Raw genomic sequence first — 23512 nt, forward strand, 5'->3', positions numbered from 1 at the left:
GGTGACGCCGGTTCGGTACGCCATGGTCGGCGGCGGCGAGGGTGCGTTCATCGGCCCGGTCCACCGCACCGCCGCCGCGATCGCGGGCAATTGCCGGCTGGTCGCCGGGGCTTTCTCCAGCGATGCCGATCGTGCGGCACGCTCGGGCGCAGCGTTGGGCGTGGCGCCCGAGCGCAGCTATGCGAGCTGGCAGGCGCTGATCGACGGCGAGCGTGCGCTGGGCCCGGACGAGGGTGCCGAGTTCGTCGCGATCGTCACCCCCAACCACCTCCACGCCCCGGTCGCGATCGCCGCGCTGGAGGCGGGGTTTCCGGTGCTGACCGACAAGCCGCTGACCGACACGATGGAGGCGGCGACCGCCTTCGTCGATGCGGCGGCGCGGACCGGCGGGCTGGTCGGGGTGACGCATACCTACGCCGCCTATCCGATGGTCCGGCAGGCGCGCGCACTGGTCGCGGGCGGTGGGCTCGGCGCGGTGCGGCGAGTCGCGGTGCGCTATACCCAAGGGTGGCTGGCGCGCGCGGAGGATGCGGTCGGCAAGCAGGCGGAATGGCGGATCGATCCGGCACGGTCGGGGCTGGCGGGGGCATTCGGCGACATCGGCACCCACGCCTTCAACCTGGTCGAGACGATCACCGGCGAGGCGATGGAGCGGATCGCGGCGGAGCTGCGCGCGACGCTGCCAGGTCGCATGCTCGACGACGATGGCGCGGCGATGTTCCGGTTGTCGGGCGGCGGGCGCGGGACGCTGGTGGCGAGCCAGGTGTGCAGCGGCGACGCCAACGGGCTCGCGATCTCGGTGTGGTGCGAAGAGGCGGGCGTCCACTGGGCGCAGGAGAACCCCAACGTGCTGCGCGTCGCGCGGCGCGGCGGGCCCGAGGAGATCTGGACCCCCGGCGTCGACCGCGGCTATCTGGGCGCGGAGGCGATGCGGGTGACGCGGACGCCGTCGGGTCATCCCGAGGGCTATCTCGAGGCGTTCGCCAACATCTATCATGATTTTGCGCTGGCGGTGCGCGGGCAGGCGCCCGACGCGCCCTGCTATGCGAGCCTGGAAGCAGGGAGGCGATCGATGCGCTTCATCGTCGCGGCGCACCGCAGCAGCGCGCAAGACGGGCAATGGACCGATCTGGAGGAGGGTACGTGAAGGGACCGGCGATATTCCTGGCGCAGTTCGCGGGCGACGCGGCGCCGTTCAACAGCCTCGGCGCGATGGCGCGCTGGGCGGGCGACCTCGGCTATGTCGGGGTGCAGATTCCGACGTGGGACAGCCGGCTGATTGACCTCGCCAAGGCGGCGGAGAGCCAGGATTATTGCGACGAGATCGCTGGCGTGTGTGCCGAAGCGGGCGTCGCGATCACCGAGCTGTCGACGCATCTGCAGGGGCAGCTGGTCGCGGTTCACCCCGCCTATGACGCGCTGTTCGATTCGTTCGCGCCGGCCGAGGTCCATGGCCGCCCCGCCGACCGCACCGACTGGGCGTGCCAGCAGCTGCGCCATGCCGCGGTTGCGAGCCGGCGGCTGGGGCTGGACGCGCACGCGACCTTCTCCGGGGCGCTGTTGTGGCACACCATGTATCCGTGGCCGCAGCGGCCGGCGGGGCTGGTCGAGGAAGGTTTCGCGGAGCTGGCACGGCGCTGGCGGCCGTTGCTCGACGCGTTCGATGCGGAGGGGATCGATCTCGCCTATGAGATCCACCCGGGCGAGGATCTGCACGACGGGATCAGCTGGGAGCGTTTCCTGGCGGCGGTGGACAATCACCCGCGCGCCAACATCCTCTACGATCCCAGCCATTTCGTCTTGCAACAGCTCGATTACCTGCAGTTCATCGACATCTATCACGAGCGGATCCGCATGTTCCATGTGAAGGATGCCGAGTTCGTGCCGTCGGGTCGTGCCGGGGTCTATGGCGGCTATGCGGATTGGGGCGACCGGCCGGGCCGGTTCCGCTCCCTCGGCGACGGGCAGGTCGATTTCGGCGGAATCTTCTCGCGGCTGACGCAGCACGGCTATGAGGGCTGGGCGGTGCTCGAATGGGAATGCTTCCTGAAGCATCCCGAGCAAGGCGCCGCAGAAGGCGCGCCGTTCATTGCCGCGCACATGATCCGCCGTGCCGAACACGCCTTCGACGATTTCGCGGGCGCCGCGCCCGATGCGGCGCGCAACCGGCGCATTCTCGGCCTGGATGCTGGCTGACATGTCTGGAGGCAGGGCCTCGACAAACCCACTCGTCATTCCCGCGAAGGCGGGAATCCATACTGGCGAGCGTCGCGAGTAATTCGCAAACGATAGCCAGTCTGGATTCCCGCCTTCGCGGGAATGACGGAATGGTTGATTGGACGCTACCCGTACCGCGGTTTCAAAGAAGGACCAATCATGACCGCCTCCATTCGCATCCGGCTGTCGCTGATGATGTTCCTTCAATATGCGGTGTGGGGCGCGTGGTTCGTGCCGTTCAGCACTTATCTGGTGCATCACGGTCTGCAGGCGTGGATCGGAACGATCTATTCGGCGCAGGGCTGGGCGGCGATCGCCGCGCCGCTGTTCGTCGGCGCGATCGCGGACCGGTATTTCTCTGCGGAGAAGGTGATGGGCGTGCTCCATATCGCGAGCGGCGCCTTGTTGTTCGCGCTGTCGACCGTCGATGCGGATCCGGCGCTGATGTTCGCGGCGACGCTCGGCGTGCTGCTCGCCTATATGCCGACCATCGCGCTGTCGAACGCGATCGCGTTCAACGCGATCACCGATGTCGAGCGGCAGTTTCCGGGCATCCGGGTGTTCGGCACGATCGGCTGGATCGTCGCCGGGCTGATCGTCGGCAGTCTCGGTGCCGAGCGTACCCCGATCCCGCTCTACCTCGCCGGGACCGCGTCGCTGTTCTACGGTGCCTATGCCTTCACCCTGCCGACGGTGCCGCCGCGCGCGGGCGGGCAGCCGGTGTCGGCGGGTTCGCTGCTCGGGCTCGACGCGATCCGCGAGGGCGATCGCAGCTTTTGGGCGCTGATCGCGTGCGCGCTGCTGATGATGATCCCGTTCGCCTTCTACAACGTCTACGCCAACGCGTTTCTCGACGGGATCGGGCTGAAGGCTGCGGCGGCGGTGCAGACGATCGGACAGGTGTCGGAGGTCGGGTTCCTGCTGCTGCTGCCGCTGTTCTTCCGCTTTCTGGGGATCAAGGGCGTGCTGCTGGTCGGTATGCTCGCGTGGGCGGTTCGCTACGTGCTGTTCGCGAATGGCTTCGATGCCAACGGGCCGATCACCCCGGTGCTGTTCGTGGCGCTCGCGCTGCACGGCGTGTGCTTCGACTTCGTCATCGTCGCGGCGACGATCTGGGTCGACAAGCATTTCCCGACCGAGACCCGCGGGCGGGCGCAGTCGTTCCTGGCGCTGGTGACGTGGGGCGTGGGCTATGTGGTCGGCAGCAACGCCGCCAATCTGGTGTTCAACGCCACCGCGGGTGCCGGCGGGCAGCCGGTGTGGCACAGCTTCTGGCTGGTGCCCGCGGGCCTCGCCGGTGTGACCGCGGTAATCTTCCTGCTGATCTTCCGCGACCGCACCCGCGGCGTGGCGAGCGCACATTGATCCGCCGGCACTGGACAGCGGCGGCTGGTTCGGACACTAGTTCTAACAAATCATAAGGATGCGGCTAACGACATCCCCATCGGATTCGGAGTGGATGATGTCGGCTGGCCATTTTGATAGTCTCGATCGCCGCGCGCTGTTGCGCAGCGCCTTCCTGCTCGTCGGCGGGATCGGCATAGCGCCCGAGGTGCTGGCGCAGGCACAGACCAAGGGCGGCTTCTTCACCGCGCCCGAACGCGGCACGCTGGCCGCGCTGTGCGACACGATGATCCCGCGTACCGACACCCCCGGCGCCGTCGATGCGAAGGTACCGCAGTTCCTCGATTCGCTGATGAGCAACTGGGCGTCGGCCGCGCACAAGGCGCAGTTTCGCGATACCGTGGCACGGCTGGATCGATCGGCACGGGCCGAGCTCGGCAAGCCGCTGGCGTCGGCGCCCGCTGCGGCGCGCACTGCGTGGCTGACGAAGCAGGACGCGGCGCTGCTGGCGGCGGGCGATGGCGGTTATCGTGATTTCAAGCGGCTGCTGCTGACCGGCTATTATTTTTCGGAAGCCGGCGCGACGCAGGAACTGCGCTACGAATTGGTGCCGGGCGTCTGGGAGCCGTCGATCCCGATCACCCCCGACACGCGCAGCTGGGCTGCCTGAGAGGATCAACATGAAATTCGATGCGATCGTGGTCGGCTCTGGCATGAGCGGCGGCTGGGCGGCCAAGGAACTCGCCGAGCGCGGATTGAAGACGCTGGTGATCGAGCGGGGCCGTCATCTCGAACATGGCGCCGACTACACCGATTCGGCGTCGCCGTGGGAGCTCGACAATTACGGCATGGTCTCGGAAAACGAGATCGACGCCGAATATCCGGTGCAGAGCCAGTGCTACGCCTTTTCGACCGCGACCAAGCACCTGTGGGTGAAGGATAGCGATCACCCCTATACGACGCCGGCGGACCGGCCCTTCATGTGGATCCGCGGCTATCACCTCGGCGGTCGGTCGATCATGTGGGCACGCCAGTCGTACCGGATGAGCGAAATGGATTTCGCCGCGAACAAGGCCGATGGGCACGCCATCGACTGGCCGATCCGCTATGCCGACATGGCGCCGTGGTACGATCATGTCGAGACCTTCGCGGGCATATCGGGCGAGAATGACGGGCTCGATCAGCTTCCCGATGGCAAGTTCCTGCCGCCGATGGCGCTGACCCCGCCGGAGATCGAGTTCGGCCGCAAGATCGAGGCGAAATATCCGACCCGCAAGCTGATCACCGGCCGCTGCGCGCATCTCACCGCGCCGACCAAGGTGCATGAGGATCTGGGCCGCACGGCGTGCCAGTATCGGTCGCTGTGCGAGCGCGGCTGTTCGTACGGCGCGTATTTCTCCAGCCTGTCGGCGACGTTGCCCGCGGCGATGCGTACCGGCAACGTCACCGTCGTGACCGACGCGATCGCGCATAGCGTGATCCACGATCCCAAGACCGGGCGCGCCACCGGGGTGCGGGTAATCGATGCCAAGACCAAGCAGGGCCGCACCTATGAGGGGCGGATGGTGTATCTCTGCGCGTCGACGCTCGGCACGGCGCAGGTGATGCTCAATTCGGTGTCGGAGGCTTTTCCGAACGGCATCGCCAACCGATCGGACCAAGTGGGGCGCAACCTCACCGACCATCTGAGCGGATTGGGCGCGAGCGGCACCTATCCGGGGTACGAGGACATCTACCATCACGGGCGGCGCCCCAACGGCTTCTACATCCCGCGCTACCGCAACGTCACCGAGCCCGCGGACGGCTATGTCCGTGGCTTCGGGTTCCAGGGCCGGATCATCCGCGACGGATGGCAGCGCGGCATGGGCGCGCCCGGCGTCGGCGCCGCGCTGAAATCGGAACTGCGCAAGCCCGGCCCGTGGCGCGCGTCGCTCGGCGGCTTCGGCGAGATGCTGCCCCGTCCCGACAACCGGATCACGCTCAGCAGCACCGCCAAGGACAAATGGGGCATCCCGATCCCGCATATCGACGTCAGTCTCGGCGCCAACGACCTGGCGATGATCGCACAGGTCGGCGAGGATGCGCGCGCGATGCTCGAAGTCGCGGGATGCACCGACATCAGGGTCAGCAAGCATTATGGCGGGGTCGGGCTCGGCATCCACGAGATGGGGAGCGCGCGGATGGGGCACGATCCCAAGACGTCGGTGGTCAACAAGTACAACCAGGCGCACGACGTGCCCAATCTGTTCGTCACCGACGGGGCGTGCATGACGTCGTCGGGCTGCCAGAATCCCTCGCTGACCTACATGGCGATGTCGGCGCGTGCCGCGCACCATGGCGCTGAATTCCTGAAGGAGAACAAGATTTGATCCGGACGATGAAGCTCGCTCTGGCGATGTCGGCACTGGCGCTGGTCGGCGCCGCGCCCCCACCCGCCCCCAAACAATGGCAGGTCCAGATGCTCAACAAGGGTCCGGACGGCCAGATGATGGTCTTCTCGCCCGCGAAACTCGCGATCGCGCCGGGCGATAGCGTCAAGTTCGTCGCCACCGACAAGGGCCACAACGCGGAGTCGATCGCGGGCATGATCCCGGCGGGTGCGCCTGCGTTCAAGGGCGCGATCAACCAGGAGATCGTGGTCAAGTTCGACCGCGCGGGACTATATGGCTACAAGTGCCTGCCGCATCTGGGCATCGGTATGGTCGGCGTCATCCAGGTCGGCAACGCCGCCAACCGCGCGCAGCTACAGGCCGCAGCGGCGACGCTGCCAGGGATGGGCAAGAAGCGGATGACGGCGCTGCTCGCGAGCTGACGCGGCCGCCGATCAGCGAGCCGCGACGATCCGCGGCAGCGTCTTGATCGGTTCGACGGTGATGGCGCGGAACCAGGTTTCCGCGCCCTCGGACTGGAGCTGGATGCGGCCATGGGTCAGCGGCACGCGGGTGCCGTCGGGGGCGATCGTCGCCAGATCGCGGATCTGCGCCACCGGCACCCCGTTGACGACATGGACCGCCCGGTCACCGACCACATACAGATCTAGCGTGTTCCATTCGCCGGTCGGACGCTCTGCGTCGGTCGCGGCCTCGACGTTCCAGGTCGGAGTGCCGTTGATCATGTCGACCTCGCGTCCGCCGAGCCGATAGCGAAGCTGCGGCGCGATCAGGCGCGGATCGGTGACGACATCGGTACGCCCGCGTAGCTGCTTGCCGACCATCACGACCATGCCGGTCGACCCGCGCATGATCTCGAACTCCACCGACGGCGACCAGGTCCCGAACACCGCCCCCGGTTCACCATGGGTGTGGTACAACAGCCCGTTGTTCTGCGCCTCGCGAAGCCGCGGCGCGTATCGCTTGGTGCCCCATTTGAATTGAAGCCGAAGATGGTAGTCGCGCAGGTCGGCCTTGTTGACGAGGCTGCCCCAGGTCTCGCCCTTCACCCAGATCGCCGGCGCGCCGTCGATGGTGCGGACCGCGAAGTCCTGATTGCCGGGTCGCGCGGTTCCGATCGGGCTGGCGCCGGGCGCGCCGCGATAGGTTATCGACGGATCGGCGTAGCCGAGCCACGCGTCCCAGTCGGCGAGGTCTCGCCCGTCGAAGAGGCTGCGCTTCGGCCCGCTGGCGGCGGGGACATCGACGAGGCGGAGGCGCTGCGCCGGCTCAGCCATCGCGGGCGTCTGCTCGGGCGAACCCTGCGCGACAGCCACGCCGGCGATCGCCAGCAATCCGATGATCGACAATCGCTTCACCCGCACATCTCCCCGCAGTCGCATCGGACGCTAGCGTACTCGCCGGGCAGAAACGACGGCAAAAGCGCACGATGCTTGCGCCGCGCCAGCGTCCGACGCATCGTGGTCTTGTATATCGTCACTAAGCGAGCGACCGGGACGGGTCGCCGCGACCAAGGAGACCGGGATGAAGTTCGCTGGATCGATCGCCGCAGGTATCGCCGCGTTGTCGTTGCTCGGCGCCGCGCCGCCGCCACCGGCACGACCTGCGATCGACGGGATCTCGCATCTCGCAGTCTACTCGACCGACATGGCCAAGTCGGAAGATTTCTACGTCCGGGTGCTCGGTGCCCGCAAAGGCGCCGACCCCGAGGAGGCGAACGGCGTCCGCTTCTACTTCAGCCCGCGGCAGTTCGTCGAAGTGCTGCCCGCACCCGCCACGCACGGGCCGAGCATGCTCGCGCATGTCGCCTACACCACCGCAGATGCGGCCGGCATGCGCGCCTATCTCGCCGCCAACGCGGTGCGCGAGCTGTCGCCGGTGCGGGCCGGCGCGGCGGGCGAGCGCTGGTTCGCGACCCGCGATCCGGAGGGCAATGTCGTGCAGTTCGTCCAGCCCGCGCCAGGCGGAGAAGCGGTCGGCTCGGCGATCAGCGGGCGGATCATCCATGTCGGTCATCTGGTCCACGACCGTGCCAAGCAGGACGGCTTCTATCGCCGTCTGCTCGGCTTCCGGCCTTATTGGTACGGCGCGTTCAACGCCGACAAGGTCGACTGGGTGTCGCAGCAGGCGCCCGACGGCCGCGACTGGCTCGAGTACATGATGGTCGGGCCGGGCTCGGACGTGCCGCTCACCAAGGTCGACGCCAACCAACTGGGCGTTCTCAATCATCTGTCGCTCGGGGTCGTCAACATGCAGGCGGCGGTGACCAAGCTCTATGCCGAGAACCGGCTGAGCCCGCGACACGACGGCCCGCAGATGGGGCTCGACGGTAAATGGCAGGCGAACTTCTATGATCCCGACGGCACGCGCGTCGAGCTGATGGAGTACAAGGCGGTAATCAAACCGTGCTGTTCGAGCTTCACCGCGGACGATCCAACGCCCTGATCGACGCTCCTTTCGCCCTGCCGATCTACGACCTTAGGCTCGATTGACAGGGTCGAGCCTCAGCACGCATGTTACCGGTATCAAGCGGCGCGAAGGAGCATCATGCCGAAGATCGTCAACGCTCGGGTCATCATCACCTCGCCCGGGCGCAACTTCGTCACGCTGAAGATCGAATGCGACGACGGCACCACCGGCGTCGGTGACGCGACGCTCAACGGTCGCGAACTGGCGGTCGCGAGCTACCTCGCCGATCATGTCGTGCCGTGCCTGATCGGGCGTGACGCGCACCGGATCGAGGATGTCTGGCAGTATCTGTACAAGGGTGCCTATTGGCGTCGAGGCCCGGTGACGATGACCGCGATTGCGGCGGTCGATACCGCCTTGTGGGATATCAAGGGAAAGCTGGCGGGGCTGCCGGTGTACCAGTTGCTCGGCGGGGCGAGCCGTGAGGCGGTGACGGTCTATTGCCATGCCAACGGCACGTCGATCGACGACACCATCGCCGCCGCGCTCGAATATCAGCAGCAGGGCTTTCGCGCGATCCGGCTGCAATGCGGCGTGCCGGGCATGGCGTCGACCTATGGGGTGTCGAAGGACCGCTACTTCTACGAGCCCGCGGATGGCGATCTGCCGTCCGAGAGTGTCTGGAACACCAGCCGCTATCTTCGCATCGTGCCCGAGCTGTTCAAGGCGGCGCGCGAGGCGCTCGGCTGGGACGTCCACCTGCTCCACGACATCCACCACCGGCTGACCCCGATCGAGGCGGGACGGCTCGGCAAGGATCTGGAGCCGTATCGCCCGTTCTGGCTCGAGGACGCGACCCCGGCGGAGAACCAGGAAGCGTTCAAGCTAATCCGGCAACATACCAGCGCGCCGCTCGCGGTGGGCGAGATCTTCAATTCGATCTGGGATGCGAAGGACCTGATCCAGAACCAGCTGATCGACTATATCCGCGCGACCGTGGTGCATGCCGGCGGCATCACCCATTTGCGCCGGATCGCGGCGTTCGCGGACCTCTATCAGGTCCGTACCGGATGCCACGGCGCGACCGATCTGTCGCCGGTGTGCATGGCCGCGGCGCTGCACTTCGATCTGTCGGTGCCGAATTTCGGGATCCAGGAATATATGCGCCACACGCCCGAAACCGACGCGGTGTTCCCGCACGCATACAGTATCGAGGGCGGCATGATGCATCCCGGCGACGAGCCCGGGCTGGGCGTCGACATCGACGAGGAACTCGCCAAGGGGTATGAATATAAGCCCGCCTTCCTGCCGGTGAACCGGCTCGAAGACGGCACGATGTACAGCTGGTGAGCGATCTTACCGACGCCGTCGCCGCAAGGCCCGTCCCCGAGATCCCGGCGGCGGTGAAGCCGCGCGGGCGGATCCGGTGGATCGTCTGCGGGCTGCTCTTCGCCGCGGTGGTGCTGTCGTACATCGACCGGCTGGTGCTCGGCGTGCTCAAGCCGCAGCTCACCAGCCTCTATGGCTGGACCAACAACGGCTATGGCGACATCACCGGCTATTTCCAGGTCTGCTACGGCCTCGGTTTCCTGTTCTTCGGCTGGCTGATCGATCGAATCGGCGCGCGAGCCGGCTACGTGCTCGCGATGGGCATGTGGACGGTGGGGCATTTTGCGCAGGTGCTGGTGACCAGCACGCTGGGTTTCACGATCGCACGCATCCCGCTCGCGCTCGGCGAGGCGGGGACCTATCCGGCGGCGCTGGCGGCTGTATCGCGGTGGTTCCCGAAGAAGGAGCGTGCGCTCGCAATCGGGATCTTCAACGCGGGTGCCAATGTCGGCGCGATCGTCACCCCGATGCTGGTGTCGTTCCTGGTCGCGGGGCTGCTGCTCGACTGGCGGTGGGCGTTCATCATCACCGGATCGTTCAACCTCGTCTGGCTCGCGGCGTGGATCATGTTCTACCGCAACCCGGCCGATCACCGCACGCTGACCACCGAAGAGCGCGCCTATATCGAATCCGAACCCGCCGAGGATGTCGGCCGCGCGGGCTTCTTCCGCGTGCTTCGCCACCGTCAGACCTGGGCCTATATGTCGGGCCGCTTCCTGATCGATCCGGTGTGGTGGACGTTCCTGTTTTGGCTGCCCGATTTCTTCAGCAAGCAATATGGCTACGACCTGAAGAGCTTTGGCCCGCCGCTGGTGGCGATCTACCTGCTGGCGGATGTCGGCGCGATCGCGGGCGGGTGGACGTCGTCGCACCTGCTGAAGCGCGGCGTCGCGACCGGCCGGGCGCGCAAATGGACGATGTTCGGGTGTGCGTTGTTCGCGCTGCCGGTGATGTTCGCGGTGCAGGCGAGCAACATCTGGGTCGCGGTCGCCTTTATCGGCCTGGCATGTGCCGCGCATCAGGGCTTCTCGACCAATTTGTTCGCGATGCCGGGCGATCTGTTTCCGCGCTATGCGCAGGGCACGCTGATCGGGCTGGGCGGGTTCGCCGGTGCGGCGGGGGGCTTCATCGCGTCGAAGTCGCTGGGCGTGCTGCTCGACACCGTCGGCAGCTACGAACCCTTCTTCATCGCCTGTGGACTGGCGTATCTTGTCGCGCTGCTGGTCACCCACCTGATCAACCCGCGCTACGCCGAAGTGCGGATGAACGGCGCGACCTAGAGGCTGCTCCTCAGGCGCTTAGAAAAGTGGCCCGGCGCGTGAACGCCGGGCCATAGTCTACGCCTGGGAGCTTCACCCCGCGTGTCTCTTGAGAACTGCGCTATTCGGCATTGCCGATCGTGTTGCCGGCGATCGGATCGGTGACATCGTCGCTCGTGTTGCCGCCGATGCTGCCGTCCTCCGCGACGGTGACGTTGCCGGCTTCGTCGAAACCGTTCGCGTCCACCGCGCTGTCGAAGGCAGCCTCGTTCGACGTCGCGACATTGTCGGCGGCGTCGTTCTTGCCGCACGCCGTCAGCGTCACGGCGAGCGCGATCGAGGCGGCGATCATGGACTTCTTCATTCGTCTTCCTTCCTTGGTGTAACCTGTCAGTGGCAGCGCGGCGGCGGGCGGCGCGGTTCGGCACGGTCGCTGGCGATCAGGGCGTCGCCGATCATCGTGAAGAAGGCGCGGCCATGGCCGGAGCGGCCGACGTCCCATTCCGGATGCCATTGCACCCCGATCACCGCGGCATCGCAGGGCCGTGCCGAGACCGCCTCGATCAACCGGTCGCCGACCGCGATCGCCTCGACCGCGAGCCCGGTGCCGAGCCGGTCGATGCCCTGTTCATGGACCGAGTTCACCGTCAGATGCCGCTCGCCGAGCGCGCGTGCCAGCACGCCGCCCTCGGTCAGCGCGACCTCGTGGCGGTGGCTGAACAGTTCGGCATAGTCGCGATCCCAGTTGCCGAGATGGTGGCGTCCGGCGCAGGCGTCGTGCGACAGCGTGCCGCCGAACAGGACGTTGATCTCCTGCAACCCACGGCAAATCCCGAACAGCGGCTTGCCCGCTTCGATGATGCGGTCGGCGAGGCGCAGCGCGACCTCGTCGCGTTCGGCGTCGTGCGGCATCGTCGTCGCGGCCGCGGCGCCGCCGTAATGCGCCGGACCGACATTGGACCGCGATCCGGTCAGCAGCAGGCCGTCGAGCAGTTCTGCGGTCGCAGCGATATCGACCGCGGATGCGATCGCGGGGACGAGCAGCACCGTTGCGCCGGCGATCGCCGCGAGCGGTTCGACGAAGCGGCTGGCGACGACCTGTACCGGGCGGCCCGCCACCTCGTTGCAGCACAGCACGCCGATCACCGGACGGCGGCCGCTCATGGCTCGACCGCGTGGACGAGGACGTGGCGGAGGGCGACGCCGGCGGCGGGATCGAGGCGGATCGCCTCGGGCTGCACCACGACACTGTCGGGGGCGACGTCGGACAACAGCCAGACATTGCCGCCGATCGTGGCGCGGTCGCCGATCGAGACGCGGCCGAGGATCGTCGCGCCGGCATAGATTACCACGTCGTCGCCGACGATCGGATGTCGCGCCAGCCGGGTAGTCGCCGCATGACGAGCGATGCCGAGCGGCGATCGTGCGCCGAGTGTGACGTGCTGGTACAGCCGCACGCGACGACCGATGATCGCGGTCTCGCCGATCACCACGCCGGTGCCGTGATCGATGAAGAAGCCTTCGCCGATCGTCGCGCCAGGGTGGATGTCGATCCCGGTCCGCTCGTTTGCGAGTTCGGAGATGATGCGGGCGACGATCGGCGCGCCGAGCGAGTCGAGCTGGTGCGCGATCCGGTGGTAGAGCGTGGCGATCGCGCCGGGATAGCAGAGGAGGATCTCGTCGACGCTGCGTGCCGCGGGATCGCCGAGGAAGGCGGCCTCGACGTCGCTGTCGACCAGGCGCCTGATCTCGCCCAGCGTCGCGCCGAACAGCCGCACGATCGTGCCCGCCTGATCGGCGTCGAAGCGATCGCTGCTCTCCTGCTGCCAATAGCCGAGTTCGGCGGCGACTTCGCGTTCCAGATCGGTGAAGGCGGCGATAAGCTTTGCGGCGACGAAGCCGTCCTCATCCGCGGCGGCGCCCGCGAAGCGGCCGAGCCGCCGGGGGTAGATCGCGGCGCCGAGCGTATCGACGACATTGGCGAGTGCCCAGCGCGACGGGAAACTGGCGGTGTCGCGCGCGCTTTCGCGGGTGCTGCGCCAATCGATGCGGGCGGCGCTCAGATCGTCGACCGCACTACCGATCGTGGCGGTTGCGGATCGGGTCTGTCGAGCGGCATCGTCGAAGGGCTGGGCGGTCATCGGTTTCTCCGCCGCCGAGCATATCCTACCAGCTAAGTAGGTATTTAAACAATTGCTTGTCGGTCGCGAAGGCTGGCTGTCGCGGTGCGCTCATGCTGCATCTGCGTTCATCATGTGGCGCTCCCGGCCGCGAGCGACTAGGGGTCGCGCATGAACGGTGAGCCCAGCAGCATATCGATGCCCCGGCGCGAATTCGTCGCCTTCGTCGCGGCGGTGATGGCGGTGAACGCGCTCGGCGTCGACCTGATGCTGCCGGCGCTGGCGGATCTCGGCCGCGACCTGTCGATCGCGACCGCGAACCACCGGCAATGGGTGGTGACGGCGTATCTGCTCGGCTTCGGCGCGGGCCAGCTCGTCTACGGGCCGCTCGCCGACCGGTTCGGCCGCAAGCCGATCCTCGCGGTGACGCTGGCGGGGTTCGTCGCGGCAAGCGTTTTCGCGGCCGGATCGGCGACGTTCGAGGCGTTGCTGGGTGCGCGGGTGCTGCAGGGATTGATGTCGGCGTCGACGCGGGTGCTGGCAGTGGCGATCGTCCGCGACCGCTATTCGGGACGGCAGATGGCGCGCACCCTGTCGTTGGCGCAGATGATCTTCTTCCTGGTGCCGATCCTGGCGCCGAGCCTCGGCCAGATCCTGCTTGAATTCGGGCCGTGGCGCTTCATCTTCTACGCGCTCGGCGGGTTCGCGGCGCTGATCTGCGCCTGGACGGTGGTGCGCCTGCCCGAGACGCTGCCGGTCGCGCGGCGGATTCCGATCTCGATCAAGACGCTGAAAAGCTCCTATCGGCTGACGCTCACCAACCGTTATTCGCTCGGCTATGCGATCGCGGCGTCGCTGACGTTCGGCGGCATCATCGCGTTCGTGTCGTCGGCGCAACAGATCTTCGTCGACGAATTCCATGCGGGCGAGCGCTTCACGCTGTTGTTCGCGCTGTGCGCCTTTTCGATGGGGTGCGCGTCGTTCCTCAACAGCCGGCTGGTCGAGCGGCTCGGCACGCGATTGATCTCGCAGTCCGCGGTGATGGGGCTGATTGCGCTGTCGGTGGTGCATCTGCTGGTGATCGGCGCGGGTGCCGAATCGCTGTGGACGTACATTGCGTTCCAGGCGCTGAGCATGACCTGCATCGGCTTGTGCGGCTCCAATTTCGGATCGATGGCGATGGAGCCGGTCGGCGCGATTGCGGGCACCGCATCGTCGGTGCAGGGCTTCATCAGCAGCATCGGCGCGGTGATGGTCGGATCCGCGATCGGGCAATCGTACAACGGCACCACCTACCCGCTCGCGATCGGCTATCTGTGCATCGGGCTGGCGGTGCTCGCGGTGGTGTTCTGGGTCGAAGGCGGCAAGTTGTTCACCGCCCGGATGGCGCCCGGCGCGGCAGTGCGGCAGGACTAGCGGCAGACGGCGACATGGGAGCGTGACGGTGATGGCGGTGACGCTGGCATATCTGCTGTTCCTGCCCGTCGCCGCGCTCTGCTTCTGGCGGCTGTCTTGCCGCACCGCGATCCTCGTCACCGCGATCGGCGGCTGGCTGTTGCTGCCGGTCGCGCATTACCCGCGGCTCGCGGAGGGCAGCGATCTGGCGTGGTGTATCGTCGGCATTGCGCTGCCGTCGGACATGCTGGTGACCAAGGCGTGGATCGCGCCGGTGGTCGCGCTGATCGGTGGTGCGATATGCGACCGTGCGGCGATCAAGGCGTGGCGACCGACCGCGATCGATGCGCCGATGACATTGTGGTGCGTCTGGCCGCTCGTCCCGGGGCTCGTCGTGGGGGGCGGCGACCCGCCGCCCGTGATTGCGGCGCTCTATATCACCGGGGCTTGGGGCGTGCCGTGGCTGATCGGGCGCGTGTGGTTCGCGGATCGGGAGGGCGGCCTGATGCTCACCCGCGGACTGGCGCTGTCGGGGCTCGCGCTGACGCCGATCGCCATCATCGAGACGGTACGTCCGCCGCTGCTCTACGGCTTGTTCTACGGCCCGCATCCGTTCCGCTTCGACGGCATCTACCGCTATTTCGGCTATCGGCCGCTCGGCTTCATGGAAGACGGCAATCTGTACGGGCTGTGGGCGACGATCGGTGCGCTGGCCGCGATCTGGGTGGCGCGGCGCCCTGCCGAGCTCGACGAGAAGCGGTTCTGGTTCATCGTCGCGGCGGTGACGACCGGCGTCGCGATCGCGGCGCAGTCGGTCGGCGCATTGGTGCTGCTGGCCATCGGCGTCGCGGTAATGCTGCTGAGGAACGTCGCGATCGTCCTGCCCGCATTGGCCGTGGCAGCAACGGGGGTGCTGGGGCTTGCCGCGGTGCATTTCAGCGGGGTGGTGCCGCTACGCACGCTCGCAGCGGGCGCGGTCGGACAGCAGACGATCGGGACCCTGCGCGCGGTCGGGCGTCAATCCTTCGCCTGGCGGGTGTCGCAGGACATCAAGACCTTACCCGGCGCTACCGCAGCGCCGATCGCCGGCACGTCGCGCTGGGACTGGTGGCGTCGCTTCGGCACCCGGCCCTGGGGCCAGCCGCTGCTGATCATCGGGCAATATGGGCTGATCGGACTCGCGCTCGCCTGGGGCAGCCTGGCGCTCGCCGCCGCCGCCGGGCTGGTGCGCTACCGGCGCTGGGGCGACCGAGTCGACGATGGCACGGTGGTGCCGCTGGCGCTGGTCGTTATCCTGACGCTGGCGGATGCGCTGCTCAACGCGTTCTTCTTCTCGGCGGCGATCCTCGCCGCCGGCGCGATCGCCAGGCACCCCGGACAGAACCGGGGTGCACGGCGACCGGGTGTCGGGCGGGTAGCGGATTAGCGGCCGACGGCTTCCTTCAGCTTCTTGGCGGCGCGGCTGACGATGCCTTCCTCGGCTGCCTCGGCGTCGGCCTTGGTGCGATGCGCGACACCTGCGGGCTCGGCCGGCGGTGCGTAGACCGAGAACAGCTTCATCGCGCCGCTGCCCTTGTTGAGGATGTTGTGCTCGGCGCCCTTGGGGATCACGATCATGTGGTTGGCGACGACCTTGGTGTTGGCCCCGTCGATCACCGCCTGCCCCTCGCCGGCCACGAAGAAGGTGGTCTGGTCGGCGGGATGGGTCTCCATGCCGATATCGTCGCCGGCCTCGATGCTCATCAGCACGATCTGGACCTTGGCGTCGCGATAGACCTCCTTCTGGAAGAAGTCGTTCTTGGTCGCGAGATCGATCATGTCCTTGTTGAAGATCGCCATCGTTGTCTTGCTCCTCATAGTCGTCGGCTAGGACGATCCATCCGCCATCTCGTTCCTCCCGACGTCGCTCGCGCCTGAGGAGAGGAACGATCCGCGTCGCCGATCCTTCATGTCGCGAGCCTAGGAGATGGTAATGGACGATGATCGTGTGTGGACGTTCGAAGAGAGCCTGTGGACCGCGGATGCCGAGCATTATCGCAACTCGATCGACGCCGAATGCCTGATGGTCCTGCCGACCCCGCCCTATGTGTTGAGCGGCGAGCAGGCGGTCGAGGCGGTCGCGTCGACCCCGCGCTGGTCGACGGTCGAGATGAGCGACAAGCGCGTCGCGCGGCCTGAAGAGGGGATGATCGTCGTCGCCTATCAGGTGAAGGCGTCGCGCGACGGCGAGGAATATGAGGCGCATTGCACCTCGACCTATCGCCGCCGCGGGCATGAGGACTGGCAGGTCGTGCAGCACCAGCAGACCCCGCCGCTGGCGTTCGGCACGGCCGAAGCATCGAACAGCGCTGGCTAGCGCACCGCGGCGCCCGCGATCGCTTGCTGGGCGGCACGCCGTTCGGGCGTGTCGTACCCGCCGAGCGCGACCGGGCGCAGGGTGCGGCGCGCCTCTTCGCTGAGGCCGCGCTTGGCATATTCGGTGCCGAGCGCGAGCCGGGCGACCGGTGCGTTCGGCACCCGCGTCACCGCCCCCGCCAGCGCATCGACCGCGAGCGGTGGCGCGGTATCCCCCGCATAGCTGCGATAATAAGCGAGCAGCGGCAGCACCGCCTCGGTGTCCGCCCGGTTGGCGCGGGCGATCACCTCGCGCCCGGCGCGTAGCTGAGCAGCGCGCTGGTCGGCTGGGGCCGCCTGCGCCGCCAGTGTCATCGCGCTTCCCTTCCACGCGAGCGCGGCGGTATCGCCCGGCCGCAGCACCAGCGTCGCCTCCGCCGCGGCTTGGCACGCCGCGGGATGGCCGGTCCGGCACTCGGCCTCGGCCAGCAGCAACTGCGCGTCGACATCGCCGGGGTAGCGCGCGGCATCGCGACGCAGGCGGTCGAGCCATTCGTCGCGGGTGGCGATCGCCTTTCGATGCGTCTTGGCGAGCTTGGCGGTCTCGTCGGGCGTGCTGCCGACTTCTGGCTCCGCTGACAGGTCGACACGCGAGCCGAGTTCGAGGCGCCCCTTGATGAACGCGGCCTGCCCCTTGGTGAGGCGGGTCACCTGGGGGTCGGGGATGCGATCGGCGGGGTAGGCCATCTTGTCGAACGGCTTCTTGCCGCGATAATATTTGCGCAGTTCGGCGGCAAGCTGGTCGAGATCGCCGAAGGCCGATGCCGCCTCGGCGGGCGTGGCGCCATTGGCATAGGCGAGCAGATACGCGCGCAGCCGCGGCCGCCAGGCATCCGAGAAGAACAGGAAATGCGTCAGCATCCACGCGTGCGTCGGCGTCCATCGGCGACGCGACGCCTTTGGGTTCAGGTAGCTACCGTCGAAAACCTGGGCGAGCGGGTAGCCGCCATAGCGATCGAGCGTGGAGGTGGTGCCGATCGGTACGCGGCCATAGTCGAGCTGGTTCTCGCCATGCGTTCCCATCGTCGCGAACACCTGGCCGAAACCGTCGAGATACCAGCGGGGGTAGGCTGCGGGGAAATAGGTCTGCAGGTAATGCTGTGCGAAGCCGGCGTAGAGCAGATAGTCCGATGGCACGACCACCGACTTCTCGTTGGGCAAGCCGACGCGGTCGCCGCTATTCGACAGGCCGATCAGCGACGATCCGCCATAGCCGTTCATGCCGAAATTGCCGGTGCCGTCGGATGCGCGATCGTTGAGCGCGGACAGCATGCCCTGGAACCGTTCCCAGCTGATGCCGCGTTCGGTGATCACCTTCTGGTCGATCCGGCTGGTCGCCATGACCGCGCCATCGTCGCGCGGATCGTAATAGCGCATGTCGCCGAACTCGTCGGGGAAGGGGCCCTGCTGCCATCGCAGGTTGCGAAGGCCCATCGCGGTGAATTCCGCGACATCGCCGATCAGGGTGACTCGCAGCTTGACGGTGTCGTCGGGCTTGTCGACGCGCCCGAGCAGCATCGACAGCAGGAAGTGCAGCCGTTCGAGGTTGCGCGCGATGCGGATTAGGTCCGTTTCCTTGCCGTCGCTCAGCACCACGACGTGCGGCGTTTCCGCCTCGCGCCAATTGCTGGGCTCGGCACGGCGACCGGTGACGAGGATGTCGTCGGCACGAACGGCGGGCGACCGCGCGGGAGTAGCGGGCGGCGCCGACGAGGGCGTGGTCTGCGCCGTCAACGGTGTGGCGATCAGCAAGCTGGCGATCATCGCCGTCCGACGTATCGATCTCATCCGCTTTTCCTCGCCCGGCTCGCCGTAGCTACGGCGTTGGAACGAGTTGAGCACGTTGCCGAAACCACGGCAAGCAGCGGTGCAGTGGGCCTTAGGCGGTGGCGAGGACGCGCCGGGCGTAGGGATGGAGATCGAGCGCGACGGCGAGGCCGGGGAGCGACAATTCGGTGTTGGTCAGCCGCCAGCGCGGGGTGGCGCGGATCAGGCGCTGGAACTTGGTCTTGGCTTCGAACGCGGCGTTGAAGCCGTCGATCGCAGGGTCGGCGACGATCTCGGCGATGCGTTTGCCGGTGACGATCGTGCCCGACCACGCGCCGTGCGCGAGCACGACTTCGCCGACGAACTGCCCGGCGAGCCGCGCGAGGACCCCGACGCGCTTGCTGCGCGACACGTTGACGCCGTCGATCGTCCAGATGGGATCGTCGAGCGGGATGGTCAGGATGGATTCCCAGGTCACCGCCTTGGCGAGACGGCGCGACAGAGCGGACGCCAATGCCTCGTGTTCGGACGAGGATGGAGAAAAGCCGCAATGCCCCATCTCGCATTCGAGCACGCGCGGGACGCCGGCTTCGTCGACGTCGATCACCGCGAGGCCGACGCCCTTCTGGATGTGCGCTACCGCCCAGCGACCGGGACGCCTGAAATCGGGCTCGCTGCCGCCGGGCGACAGGGGCGATAGCTTCTGTGCCTGCCCGCCGAGGATCGCCCAGGCACTCGCGGCGACGTCGTTGATGACGATCGCGTCGTGGCGGAACAGCGACTTAAGTCCGGCGCGACTGATCGCCCATTGCCCGCGCGACAGAAGGATCGAATCGCGGCAGGTCGCGCCGATGATCGAAATGCCACACGTCGAGCCGAGCAGCGGCACGCCACTGCTCGCTTCGTAGGTAAGCAGCGCGTCGGTCAGCGTCGAGAATCGCGCGATCGGCCACTCTTCGAGCCTGCTCAGCGCGCCATGCGTGCCGACCACCGCGAAGCGCACGGTGTCGTCGCCGATCGCGACGGCGAGCTTGCCCTGTTCCATCTACATCCCGTCCGCGTCGCCGACCGGTGATCGCTGCCCGATGCAGCGATCCCGTCATATCGATCAGCCGCAATGGCACGGGTGGGGTTAAGGCTAACCTAAGCGTATCGTCAGCTTGTTGACAGTGCGGCTGGCGGAGAGATGAGCGCGGCGGCGGTCCGATAGCAATCGTCGATATGTGCGTTGCCGACGAGCTTCATCGCGCCGAAGCTGATCGTCGCAGCCACCGCCGAGCCGAGGATCGGCACGTATTTGGCGGCGGAGGCGGTTGCGAGGCGAATGCCGACGCGGCGGAGCATGGCAACGACGATGCGCTTGGTGATCGCCTGCCCGATGACGTTGTTGCCCATGCTGGAGGCGAGCACCAAGACCTTCTGCGCCAGATGCGGCTCCAACCGGGCGACCTGATCGTGATCGAGGTCGAACCGCTTGCTGATGTCGGGGAGCAGCGTGGTCAGCAGCCCGATATCGGCCATCAGGTCGGCCCCCGGGATCGGCACCACCGCGGCACCCGCCGACACCAGCGATCGGTTGGTAACGAGCTTGCGGCATTCGGTGCGGATCGCGTCGAGCTCGGCCAGGCTATGGATCATCGTGAAATCTCCCAATCGGCGGCTCAACGCCGGGTCGTGTCGGTTGGCTGCATCCAATTGCATCGCCAGCCGTTGCCGCCCCGTATCGCATCCATCGTGGCTGCGCCCTCACAAGGAGATCATCATGAACACGACCACACTCGAAGGCCAGGGCCAGAGCATCACCGGCGCCGCCAAGGAAGGCTTCGGCAAGGCGACGGGCGACGATTCGCTGCAGGGCGCGGGCATCGCGGATCAGCTGACCGGCAATGCCAAGCAGATCGCAGGCGCCGCCAAGGACGCGATCGCCAACCCGGCACCGATGGTCGACAAGGCAAAGGGCTTCGCGCGTCAGCGTCCGTTCGCGACCGCGGCCCTGGTCGGTGTGCTCGGCGTCGCGTTGCTCAACACGCTGCGCGGGCGTTAAGCTGAAGGGCGGCGTGGGTCGGGAACGATCCACGCCGCCGCTGCTGGGTGATTAGCTTGGGATCATCGCGTGGAGGTCGAAACTCCGGGCCGATCCGACTGGCTCAGCCGAGCCGCGATTTCAGTCGCGACAACCAATTACCGCGATTGCGCGAGGCGTCGAAACGCTGCCGTTCTTCGGCCGCACGGCGATACAAGGCGCTGAGCCGCTGTTCGCGCGGCAGGTCCGAGATCCTCTGGCTCGGCGTGCCCTGAACGGCCATGATTCGATACTCCCGTTAACGTTTGTCCCCAATCCAGCAACGCGGTGCCGGACGTTCGGTTTCGTCGCGATCGCACGCGAGAGGCGATATTTCACGTGGCGGCGCGCCTTCGTCCCAGAGCGAGACGGCATGCTTATCGTAAGTTAAGCAACCGGCTTGACGCGCGCGGCCTGAACCAGTTGCATCAACTGGGCGCGGATCTTCGCACCGTCGAGATGGCCGTGAACATCGGAATAGCCTTCGCGCTGCAACTGCCGCGCGATCTCTTCAAGGCGCAAAGCCTTGCCTTCGCGTGCGATTTCGAAGGCTCGCTCGATCGTGGATTTGGCTCCGTCCATCTTCGCGACTTACCGATCGGTCGCATTCTCACGCAATGCCGTTCGCTATGATGTCGATCAAGCGCCGCCCGATCGTGCGTCGGCGCTTGCATGTCGCGGCAAAGCACCGGATCACGGGCCGATGCCCCTGACCTCGTCCTGCGATCGGCGTGCGATCGCCACCTTGCGCGGGGCGACGCTGGTCCTGCTCATCGCTGCGTCGGGGTGCCAGCGGCCGACGGGCAATGCGGCGCCACCGCGGGTGGACACGCCTGCGATGCTGCCCGATCAGACCTCGACGATCGTGGTGCCGGTAACCGCGCAGCTCGCCGATCTCGAACGCGGGTTGGAGGCGCGGGTGCCGCGACTGCTCTGGCGGATCGACAAGCACGAGCCGCGCTGCGTCCCCGAACAACGCGTCAAGCTGTTCGGCCGCAAGCTTAAAGTGGTTCCGGCGCTCGGTTGCCGCATCGTCGGACAAGTGACCCGCGGCCGCATCCGCCTGGGCGGGCGTGGCGACGTGCTCGCGATCACGATGCCGGTCGAGGCGACGATCAGTGCGCGCGATGTCGGGGGTATCGTCGGGCAGGAGACCGCGACCGGCGCCGCGATCGTCCACGCCAACGCGCGGCTGTCGGTCGACCGTCGCTGGACGCCGATGGCCAGTGTCTCGATCGACTATGACTGGGTCGAGCCGCCCGGGATCGACCTGTTCGGCCAGCGGATAAGCTTCGTCGAGAAGGCGGACGCGCGGCTCGCCCCGGTAATCGCGGGGCTGGAGCGCGACCTGCCGCGCGAGCTGGCGAAAATCCGCACCCGAGAACGTCTTGCCGTGGCGTGGCGGCAGGCGTTCACCTCGATCTCGCTGAATCGCGAACGCCCGCCGGCGTGGTTGCGGGTGACGCCGCGGCGGCTGGGGTTCGGCGGTTACCGGATCATCGGGCGCGAGTTGCAGATGGTGCTGGCGGCGGAGGCGCTGACACAGACCTTCGTCGGGGATCGCCCGCCCGATCCGGTGCCGACGCCGCTGCCGCCGCCCACGCCCGCGATCGGCAAGGAGGGGCTGCGGTTCTTCATGCCGGTGGTGGCGGATTACCAGCAGCTCGAGCCCGTCGTGGCGCGCGCGCTGCGCAAGCTGGCGGCGCGCGGGATCACGATCTCGGGGGTGGGGCCGGTCGACGCGACCTTCGGCAAGGTCACGATCTACGCGACCGAGGCGGGGCACATCGCGGTCGGCATCCAGGCGACGGTGAAGGCGCGGGCGAGTTCGCTGGCGACGACCAAGGGCGAGATCTGGCTGACCGCGATCCCCTACAACGATCCCGGATCGCAGGTGGTGCGGGTCCGCGACCTCGGGATCGCGGGGCAGACCGACAGCAACACTGTCAACCTGCTGTTCGCGCTGTTCAGCGACACCGCGGTCCTCGCCAACATCCGGGGGTCGCTGGTGCATGATTTCGCGCGGGACTATCAGAAGGTGCTCGGCGCCGCGAAGACCGCGATCGCGGGGCACCGCGCGGGCGATTTCCTGCTGAAGGCGACGGTGTCGAGCGTCGAGAACGGACAAATCGCGGTGACCGGTCAGGGGCTGTTCCTGCCGATCCGCGCCGATGGCAGCGCGCGGATCGTGTATCAGCCCAAGTAGGCCGGTGTCGCTGACTGAGATTGGAGCCAGCTGACTCAAACTAGAACCAGTTACCTTCTTCGTTAGAAGGCAAAGCCTAGCGGTGAATAGCTGTATTCCCGCGCAGGCGGGGATCCAGGGTCAAGCAACATGACGGCTCATGGCTCTGCTTGGTCCTGGGCTCCTGCGTTCGCAGGAGCACCACCGCGCGGTCGAGAACCGCGGCGGGGCCGGCCCTATTTCTCCTCGACGGTTTCGGTCGGTTCGGCGGCGCTGCTGGTGTTCGCGGGTTCCTGGGCCCGTTCGGACCGGGCGGTCATGCCGGTGGCGGCGGCGTCGTCCATCATCTGTTCGTCGGGCGCGACCGCGGCTTCGGCGGGGGTGTCGTCGACCGGCGATGCGCTCGGCTCGGGAGCGGGCGCGGGTTCGGGCAGGGCGGGGGGCGCGACCGGCGCAGGGGCGTCGCTGGGCGCCTCGCCCTCCTCGACCGGCGCATCGGGTTCCTTGCGCGAACAGCCGGCGAGCGTCGGCAGGACGAGGGCGGCGGCGAGCAGCAGCGGGCGGAGGCGGGTCGTCTTCAT

At 67.4% G+C, this 23512-nt stretch carries 25 protein-coding genes; 14 read left to right on the forward strand and 11 right to left on the reverse strand.

Annotated elements, in window-relative coordinates; translation table 11 throughout:
- The first annotated feature begins 1 nt into the window (after position 1).
- From ACFE77_RS02470 to ACFE77_RS02495, 6 genes are all read left to right on the forward strand, one after another.
- The gene (locus tag ACFE77_RS02470; RefSeq protein ID WP_375420041.1) at positions 2-1147 is read left to right on the forward strand and encodes a Gfo/Idh/MocA family protein; all 1146 of its coding nucleotides are present in this window, start codon (positions 2-4) and stop codon (positions 1145-1147) included.
- Entirely contained in the window at positions 1120-2196 is a 1077-nt protein-coding gene (locus ACFE77_RS02475; RefSeq protein WP_375420042.1) for a sugar phosphate isomerase/epimerase family protein, read from the forward strand. Before ACFE77_RS02470 ends, ACFE77_RS02475 begins: the two co-directional genes overlap by 28 nt.
- Before the next feature lie 180 nt (positions 2197-2376).
- The gene (locus tag ACFE77_RS02480) at positions 2377-3582 is read left to right on the forward strand and encodes an MFS transporter (protein ID WP_375420043.1); all 1206 of its coding nucleotides are present in this window, start codon (positions 2377-2379) and stop codon (positions 3580-3582) included.
- 97 nt (positions 3583-3679) lie between these two features.
- The gene (locus ACFE77_RS02485; protein ID WP_375420044.1) at positions 3680-4231 is read left to right on the forward strand and encodes a gluconate 2-dehydrogenase subunit 3 family protein; all 552 of its coding nucleotides are present in this window, start codon (positions 3680-3682) and stop codon (positions 4229-4231) included.
- A 10-nt stretch (positions 4232-4241) separates the two neighbouring features.
- Positions 4242-5930, forward strand: a complete 1689-nt coding sequence (locus ACFE77_RS02490; RefSeq protein WP_375420045.1) for a GMC family oxidoreductase — start codon at positions 4242-4244, stop codon at positions 5928-5930.
- Between the two features lie 8 nt (positions 5931-5938).
- Positions 5939-6373, forward strand: a complete 435-nt coding sequence (locus ACFE77_RS02495; RefSeq protein ID WP_375420046.1) for a pseudoazurin — start codon at positions 5939-5941, stop codon at positions 6371-6373.
- Between the two features lie 12 nt (positions 6374-6385).
- Here ACFE77_RS02495 and ACFE77_RS02500 read toward each other — a convergent pair whose 3' ends face one another.
- Complete coding sequence (locus ACFE77_RS02500; RefSeq protein WP_375420047.1) at positions 6386-7309, reverse strand: DUF1080 domain-containing protein; 924 nt, start codon at positions 7307-7309, stop codon at positions 6386-6388.
- Positions 7310-7475: 166 nt separating this feature from the next.
- On the opposite strand from ACFE77_RS02500, the gene ACFE77_RS02505 reads away from it, so the two are divergent.
- The 3 genes from ACFE77_RS02505 (at position 7476) to ACFE77_RS02515 (ending at position 11029) form a co-directional block, all read left to right on the forward strand.
- Entirely contained in the window at positions 7476-8396 is a 921-nt protein-coding gene (locus tag ACFE77_RS02505) for a VOC family protein (protein WP_375420048.1), read from the forward strand.
- A gap of 102 nt (positions 8397-8498) precedes the next feature.
- Entirely contained in the window at positions 8499-9710 is a 1212-nt protein-coding gene (gene manD, locus ACFE77_RS02510) for a D-mannonate dehydratase ManD (RefSeq protein WP_375420049.1), read from the forward strand.
- A gap of 41 nt (positions 9711-9751) precedes the next feature.
- A complete protein-coding gene (locus ACFE77_RS02515) occupies positions 9752-11029 on the forward strand; it encodes an MFS transporter (protein ID WP_375420101.1) in 1278 nt (425 codons plus the stop codon).
- A gap of 100 nt (positions 11030-11129) precedes the next feature.
- Here the strand turns inward: ACFE77_RS02515 and ACFE77_RS02520 are convergent, their stop codons facing one another.
- From ACFE77_RS02520 to epsC, 3 genes are read right to left on the reverse strand one after another with little or no spacing between them, the layout of a single operon-like run.
- Positions 11130-11372 carry a hypothetical protein gene (locus tag ACFE77_RS02520; protein WP_375420050.1) on the reverse strand — a complete coding sequence of 81 codons (243 nt, stop codon included), beginning with the start codon at positions 11370-11372 and terminating at the stop codon, positions 11130-11132.
- 26 nt (positions 11373-11398) lie between these two features.
- A complete protein-coding gene (locus tag ACFE77_RS02525; protein ID WP_375420051.1) occupies positions 11399-12172 on the reverse strand; it encodes a gamma-glutamyl-gamma-aminobutyrate hydrolase family protein in 774 nt (257 codons plus the stop codon).
- Positions 12169-13149: a serine O-acetyltransferase EpsC gene (gene epsC / locus ACFE77_RS02530; RefSeq protein ID WP_375420052.1), complete on the reverse strand. Its 981-nt coding sequence runs from the start codon at positions 13147-13149 to the stop codon at positions 12169-12171. Before epsC ends, ACFE77_RS02525 begins: the two co-directional genes overlap by 4 nt.
- Before the next feature lie 177 nt (positions 13150-13326).
- Here epsC and ACFE77_RS02535 point away from each other — a divergent pair, with 177 nt between their 5' ends.
- On the forward strand, positions 13327-14544 hold the full coding sequence (locus ACFE77_RS02535; protein ID WP_375420102.1) for a multidrug effflux MFS transporter: 1218 nt from the start codon (positions 13327-13329) through the stop codon (positions 14542-14544).
- 22 nt (positions 14545-14566) lie between these two features.
- Entirely contained in the window at positions 14567-15949 is a 1383-nt protein-coding gene (locus ACFE77_RS02540; RefSeq protein ID WP_375420053.1) for a hypothetical protein, read from the forward strand.
- Here the strand turns inward: ACFE77_RS02540 and ACFE77_RS02545 are convergent.
- Entirely contained in the window at positions 15946-16362 is a 417-nt protein-coding gene (locus ACFE77_RS02545) for a cupin domain-containing protein (RefSeq protein ID WP_375420054.1), read from the reverse strand. The genes ACFE77_RS02540 and ACFE77_RS02545 overlap by 4 nt on opposite strands.
- 133 nt (positions 16363-16495) lie before the next feature.
- Between ACFE77_RS02545 and ACFE77_RS02550 the strand changes: the two genes are divergently transcribed.
- Positions 16496-16879 (forward strand): DUF4440 domain-containing protein, encoded by a 384-nt coding sequence (locus tag ACFE77_RS02550; protein WP_375420055.1) that lies wholly within the window; start codon positions 16496-16498, stop codon positions 16877-16879.
- On the opposite strand, the gene ACFE77_RS02555 is transcribed toward ACFE77_RS02550, so the two are convergent.
- The 3 genes from ACFE77_RS02555 to ACFE77_RS02565 all read right to left on the reverse strand — a co-directional run bounded on the left by ACFE77_RS02555 (position 16876) and on the right by ACFE77_RS02565 (position 20322).
- Positions 16876-18705 (reverse strand): hypothetical protein, encoded by a 1830-nt coding sequence (locus tag ACFE77_RS02555; protein ID WP_375420056.1) that lies wholly within the window; start codon positions 18703-18705, stop codon positions 16876-16878. The two genes, ACFE77_RS02550 and ACFE77_RS02555, sit on opposite strands and share 4 nt — an antisense overlap.
- 91 nt (positions 18706-18796) lie before the next feature.
- Positions 18797-19729 carry a glucokinase gene (locus tag ACFE77_RS02560; protein ID WP_375420057.1) on the reverse strand — a complete coding sequence of 311 codons (933 nt, stop codon included), beginning with the start codon at positions 19727-19729 and terminating at the stop codon, positions 18797-18799.
- Positions 19730-19839: 110 nt separating this feature from the next.
- Entirely contained in the window at positions 19840-20322 is a 483-nt protein-coding gene (locus tag ACFE77_RS02565; RefSeq protein WP_375420058.1) for a hypothetical protein, read from the reverse strand.
- Positions 20323-20446: 124 nt separating this feature from the next.
- On the opposite strand from ACFE77_RS02565, the gene ACFE77_RS02570 reads away from it, so the two are divergent.
- Entirely contained in the window at positions 20447-20728 is a 282-nt protein-coding gene (locus ACFE77_RS02570) for a CsbD family protein (protein WP_375420059.1), read from the forward strand.
- A 103-nt stretch (positions 20729-20831) separates the two neighbouring features.
- Here ACFE77_RS02570 and ACFE77_RS02575 read toward each other — a convergent pair whose 3' ends face one another.
- Together ACFE77_RS02575 and ACFE77_RS02580 are read right to left on the reverse strand one after the other, a co-directional pair.
- Complete coding sequence (locus ACFE77_RS02575; protein WP_375420060.1) at positions 20832-20990, reverse strand: hypothetical protein; 159 nt, start codon at positions 20988-20990, stop codon at positions 20832-20834.
- A gap of 143 nt (positions 20991-21133) precedes the next feature.
- Positions 21134-21328 carry a hypothetical protein gene (locus ACFE77_RS02580; protein WP_375420061.1) on the reverse strand — a complete coding sequence of 65 codons (195 nt, stop codon included), beginning with the start codon at positions 21326-21328 and terminating at the stop codon, positions 21134-21136.
- Between the two features lie 121 nt (positions 21329-21449).
- Between ACFE77_RS02580 and ACFE77_RS02585 the strand changes: the two genes are divergently transcribed.
- Positions 21450-22952: a DUF4403 family protein gene (locus ACFE77_RS02585; protein WP_375420062.1), complete on the forward strand. Its 1503-nt coding sequence runs from the start codon at positions 21450-21452 to the stop codon at positions 22950-22952.
- Positions 22953-23167: 215 nt separating this feature from the next.
- Here ACFE77_RS02585 and ACFE77_RS02590 read toward each other — a convergent pair whose 3' ends face one another.
- Positions 23168-23512 (reverse strand): hypothetical protein, encoded by a 345-nt coding sequence (locus ACFE77_RS02590; protein ID WP_375420063.1) that lies wholly within the window; start codon positions 23510-23512, stop codon positions 23168-23170.

It is taken from the genome of uncultured Sphingomonas sp., assembly GCF_964243315.1.
Taxonomy (GTDB): Bacteria; Pseudomonadota; Alphaproteobacteria; order Sphingomonadales; family Sphingomonadaceae; genus Sphingomonas.

Bases quoted from the DNA above. Each gene is read 5' to 3' on its own strand.
- ACFE77_RS02580 (WP_375420061.1), bottom strand. From the start codon at position 21,328: ATGGACGGAGCCAAATCCACGATCGAGCGAGCCTTCGAAATCGCACGC.
- ACFE77_RS02545 (WP_375420054.1), bottom strand. From the start codon at position 16,362: ATGGCGATCTTCAACAAGGACATGATCGATCTCGCGACCAAGAACGAC.
- ACFE77_RS02570 (WP_375420059.1), top strand. From the start codon at position 20,447: ATGAACACGACCACACTCGAAGGCCAGGGCCAGAGCATCACCGGCGCC.
- ACFE77_RS02590 (WP_375420063.1), bottom strand. From the start codon at position 23,512: ATGAAGACGACCCGCCTCCGCCCGCTGCTGCTCGCCGCCGCCCTCGTC.
- ACFE77_RS02535 (WP_375420102.1), top strand. From the start codon at position 13,327: ATGCCCCGGCGCGAATTCGTCGCCTTCGTCGCGGCGGTGATGGCGGTG.
- ACFE77_RS02585 (WP_375420062.1), top strand. From the start codon at position 21,450: ATGCCCCTGACCTCGTCCTGCGATCGGCGTGCGATCGCCACCTTGCGC.
- ACFE77_RS02550 (WP_375420055.1), top strand. From the start codon at position 16,496: ATGGACGATGATCGTGTGTGGACGTTCGAAGAGAGCCTGTGGACCGCG.
- ACFE77_RS02505 (WP_375420048.1), top strand. From the start codon at position 7,476: ATGAAGTTCGCTGGATCGATCGCCGCAGGTATCGCCGCGTTGTCGTTG.
- ACFE77_RS02490 (WP_375420045.1), top strand. From the start codon at position 4,242: ATGAAATTCGATGCGATCGTGGTCGGCTCTGGCATGAGCGGCGGCTGG.
- ACFE77_RS02575 (WP_375420060.1), bottom strand. From the start codon at position 20,990: ATGGCCGTTCAGGGCACGCCGAGCCAGAGGATCTCGGACCTGCCGCGC.
- ACFE77_RS02475 (WP_375420042.1), top strand. From the start codon at position 1,120: ATGGACCGATCTGGAGGAGGGTACGTGAAGGGACCGGCGATATTCCTG.
- ACFE77_RS02485 (WP_375420044.1), top strand. From the start codon at position 3,680: ATGTCGGCTGGCCATTTTGATAGTCTCGATCGCCGCGCGCTGTTGCGC.
- manD (WP_375420049.1), top strand. From the start codon at position 8,499: ATGCCGAAGATCGTCAACGCTCGGGTCATCATCACCTCGCCCGGGCGC.
- ACFE77_RS02520 (WP_375420050.1), bottom strand. From the start codon at position 11,372: ATGAAGAAGTCCATGATCGCCGCCTCGATCGCGCTCGCCGTGACGCTG.
- ACFE77_RS02555 (WP_375420056.1), bottom strand. From the start codon at position 18,705: ATGAGATCGATACGTCGGACGGCGATGATCGCCAGCTTGCTGATCGCC.
- ACFE77_RS02525 (WP_375420051.1), bottom strand. From the start codon at position 12,172: ATGAGCGGCCGCCGTCCGGTGATCGGCGTGCTGTGCTGCAACGAGGTG.
- ACFE77_RS02560 (WP_375420057.1), bottom strand. From the start codon at position 19,729: ATGGAACAGGGCAAGCTCGCCGTCGCGATCGGCGACGACACCGTGCGC.
- ACFE77_RS02565 (WP_375420058.1), bottom strand. From the start codon at position 20,322: ATGATCCATAGCCTGGCCGAGCTCGACGCGATCCGCACCGAATGCCGC.
- epsC (WP_375420052.1), bottom strand. From the start codon at position 13,149: ATGACCGCCCAGCCCTTCGACGATGCCGCTCGACAGACCCGATCCGCA.
- ACFE77_RS02480 (WP_375420043.1), top strand. From the start codon at position 2,377: ATGACCGCCTCCATTCGCATCCGGCTGTCGCTGATGATGTTCCTTCAA.
- ACFE77_RS02495 (WP_375420046.1), top strand. From the start codon at position 5,939: ATGAAGCTCGCTCTGGCGATGTCGGCACTGGCGCTGGTCGGCGCCGCG.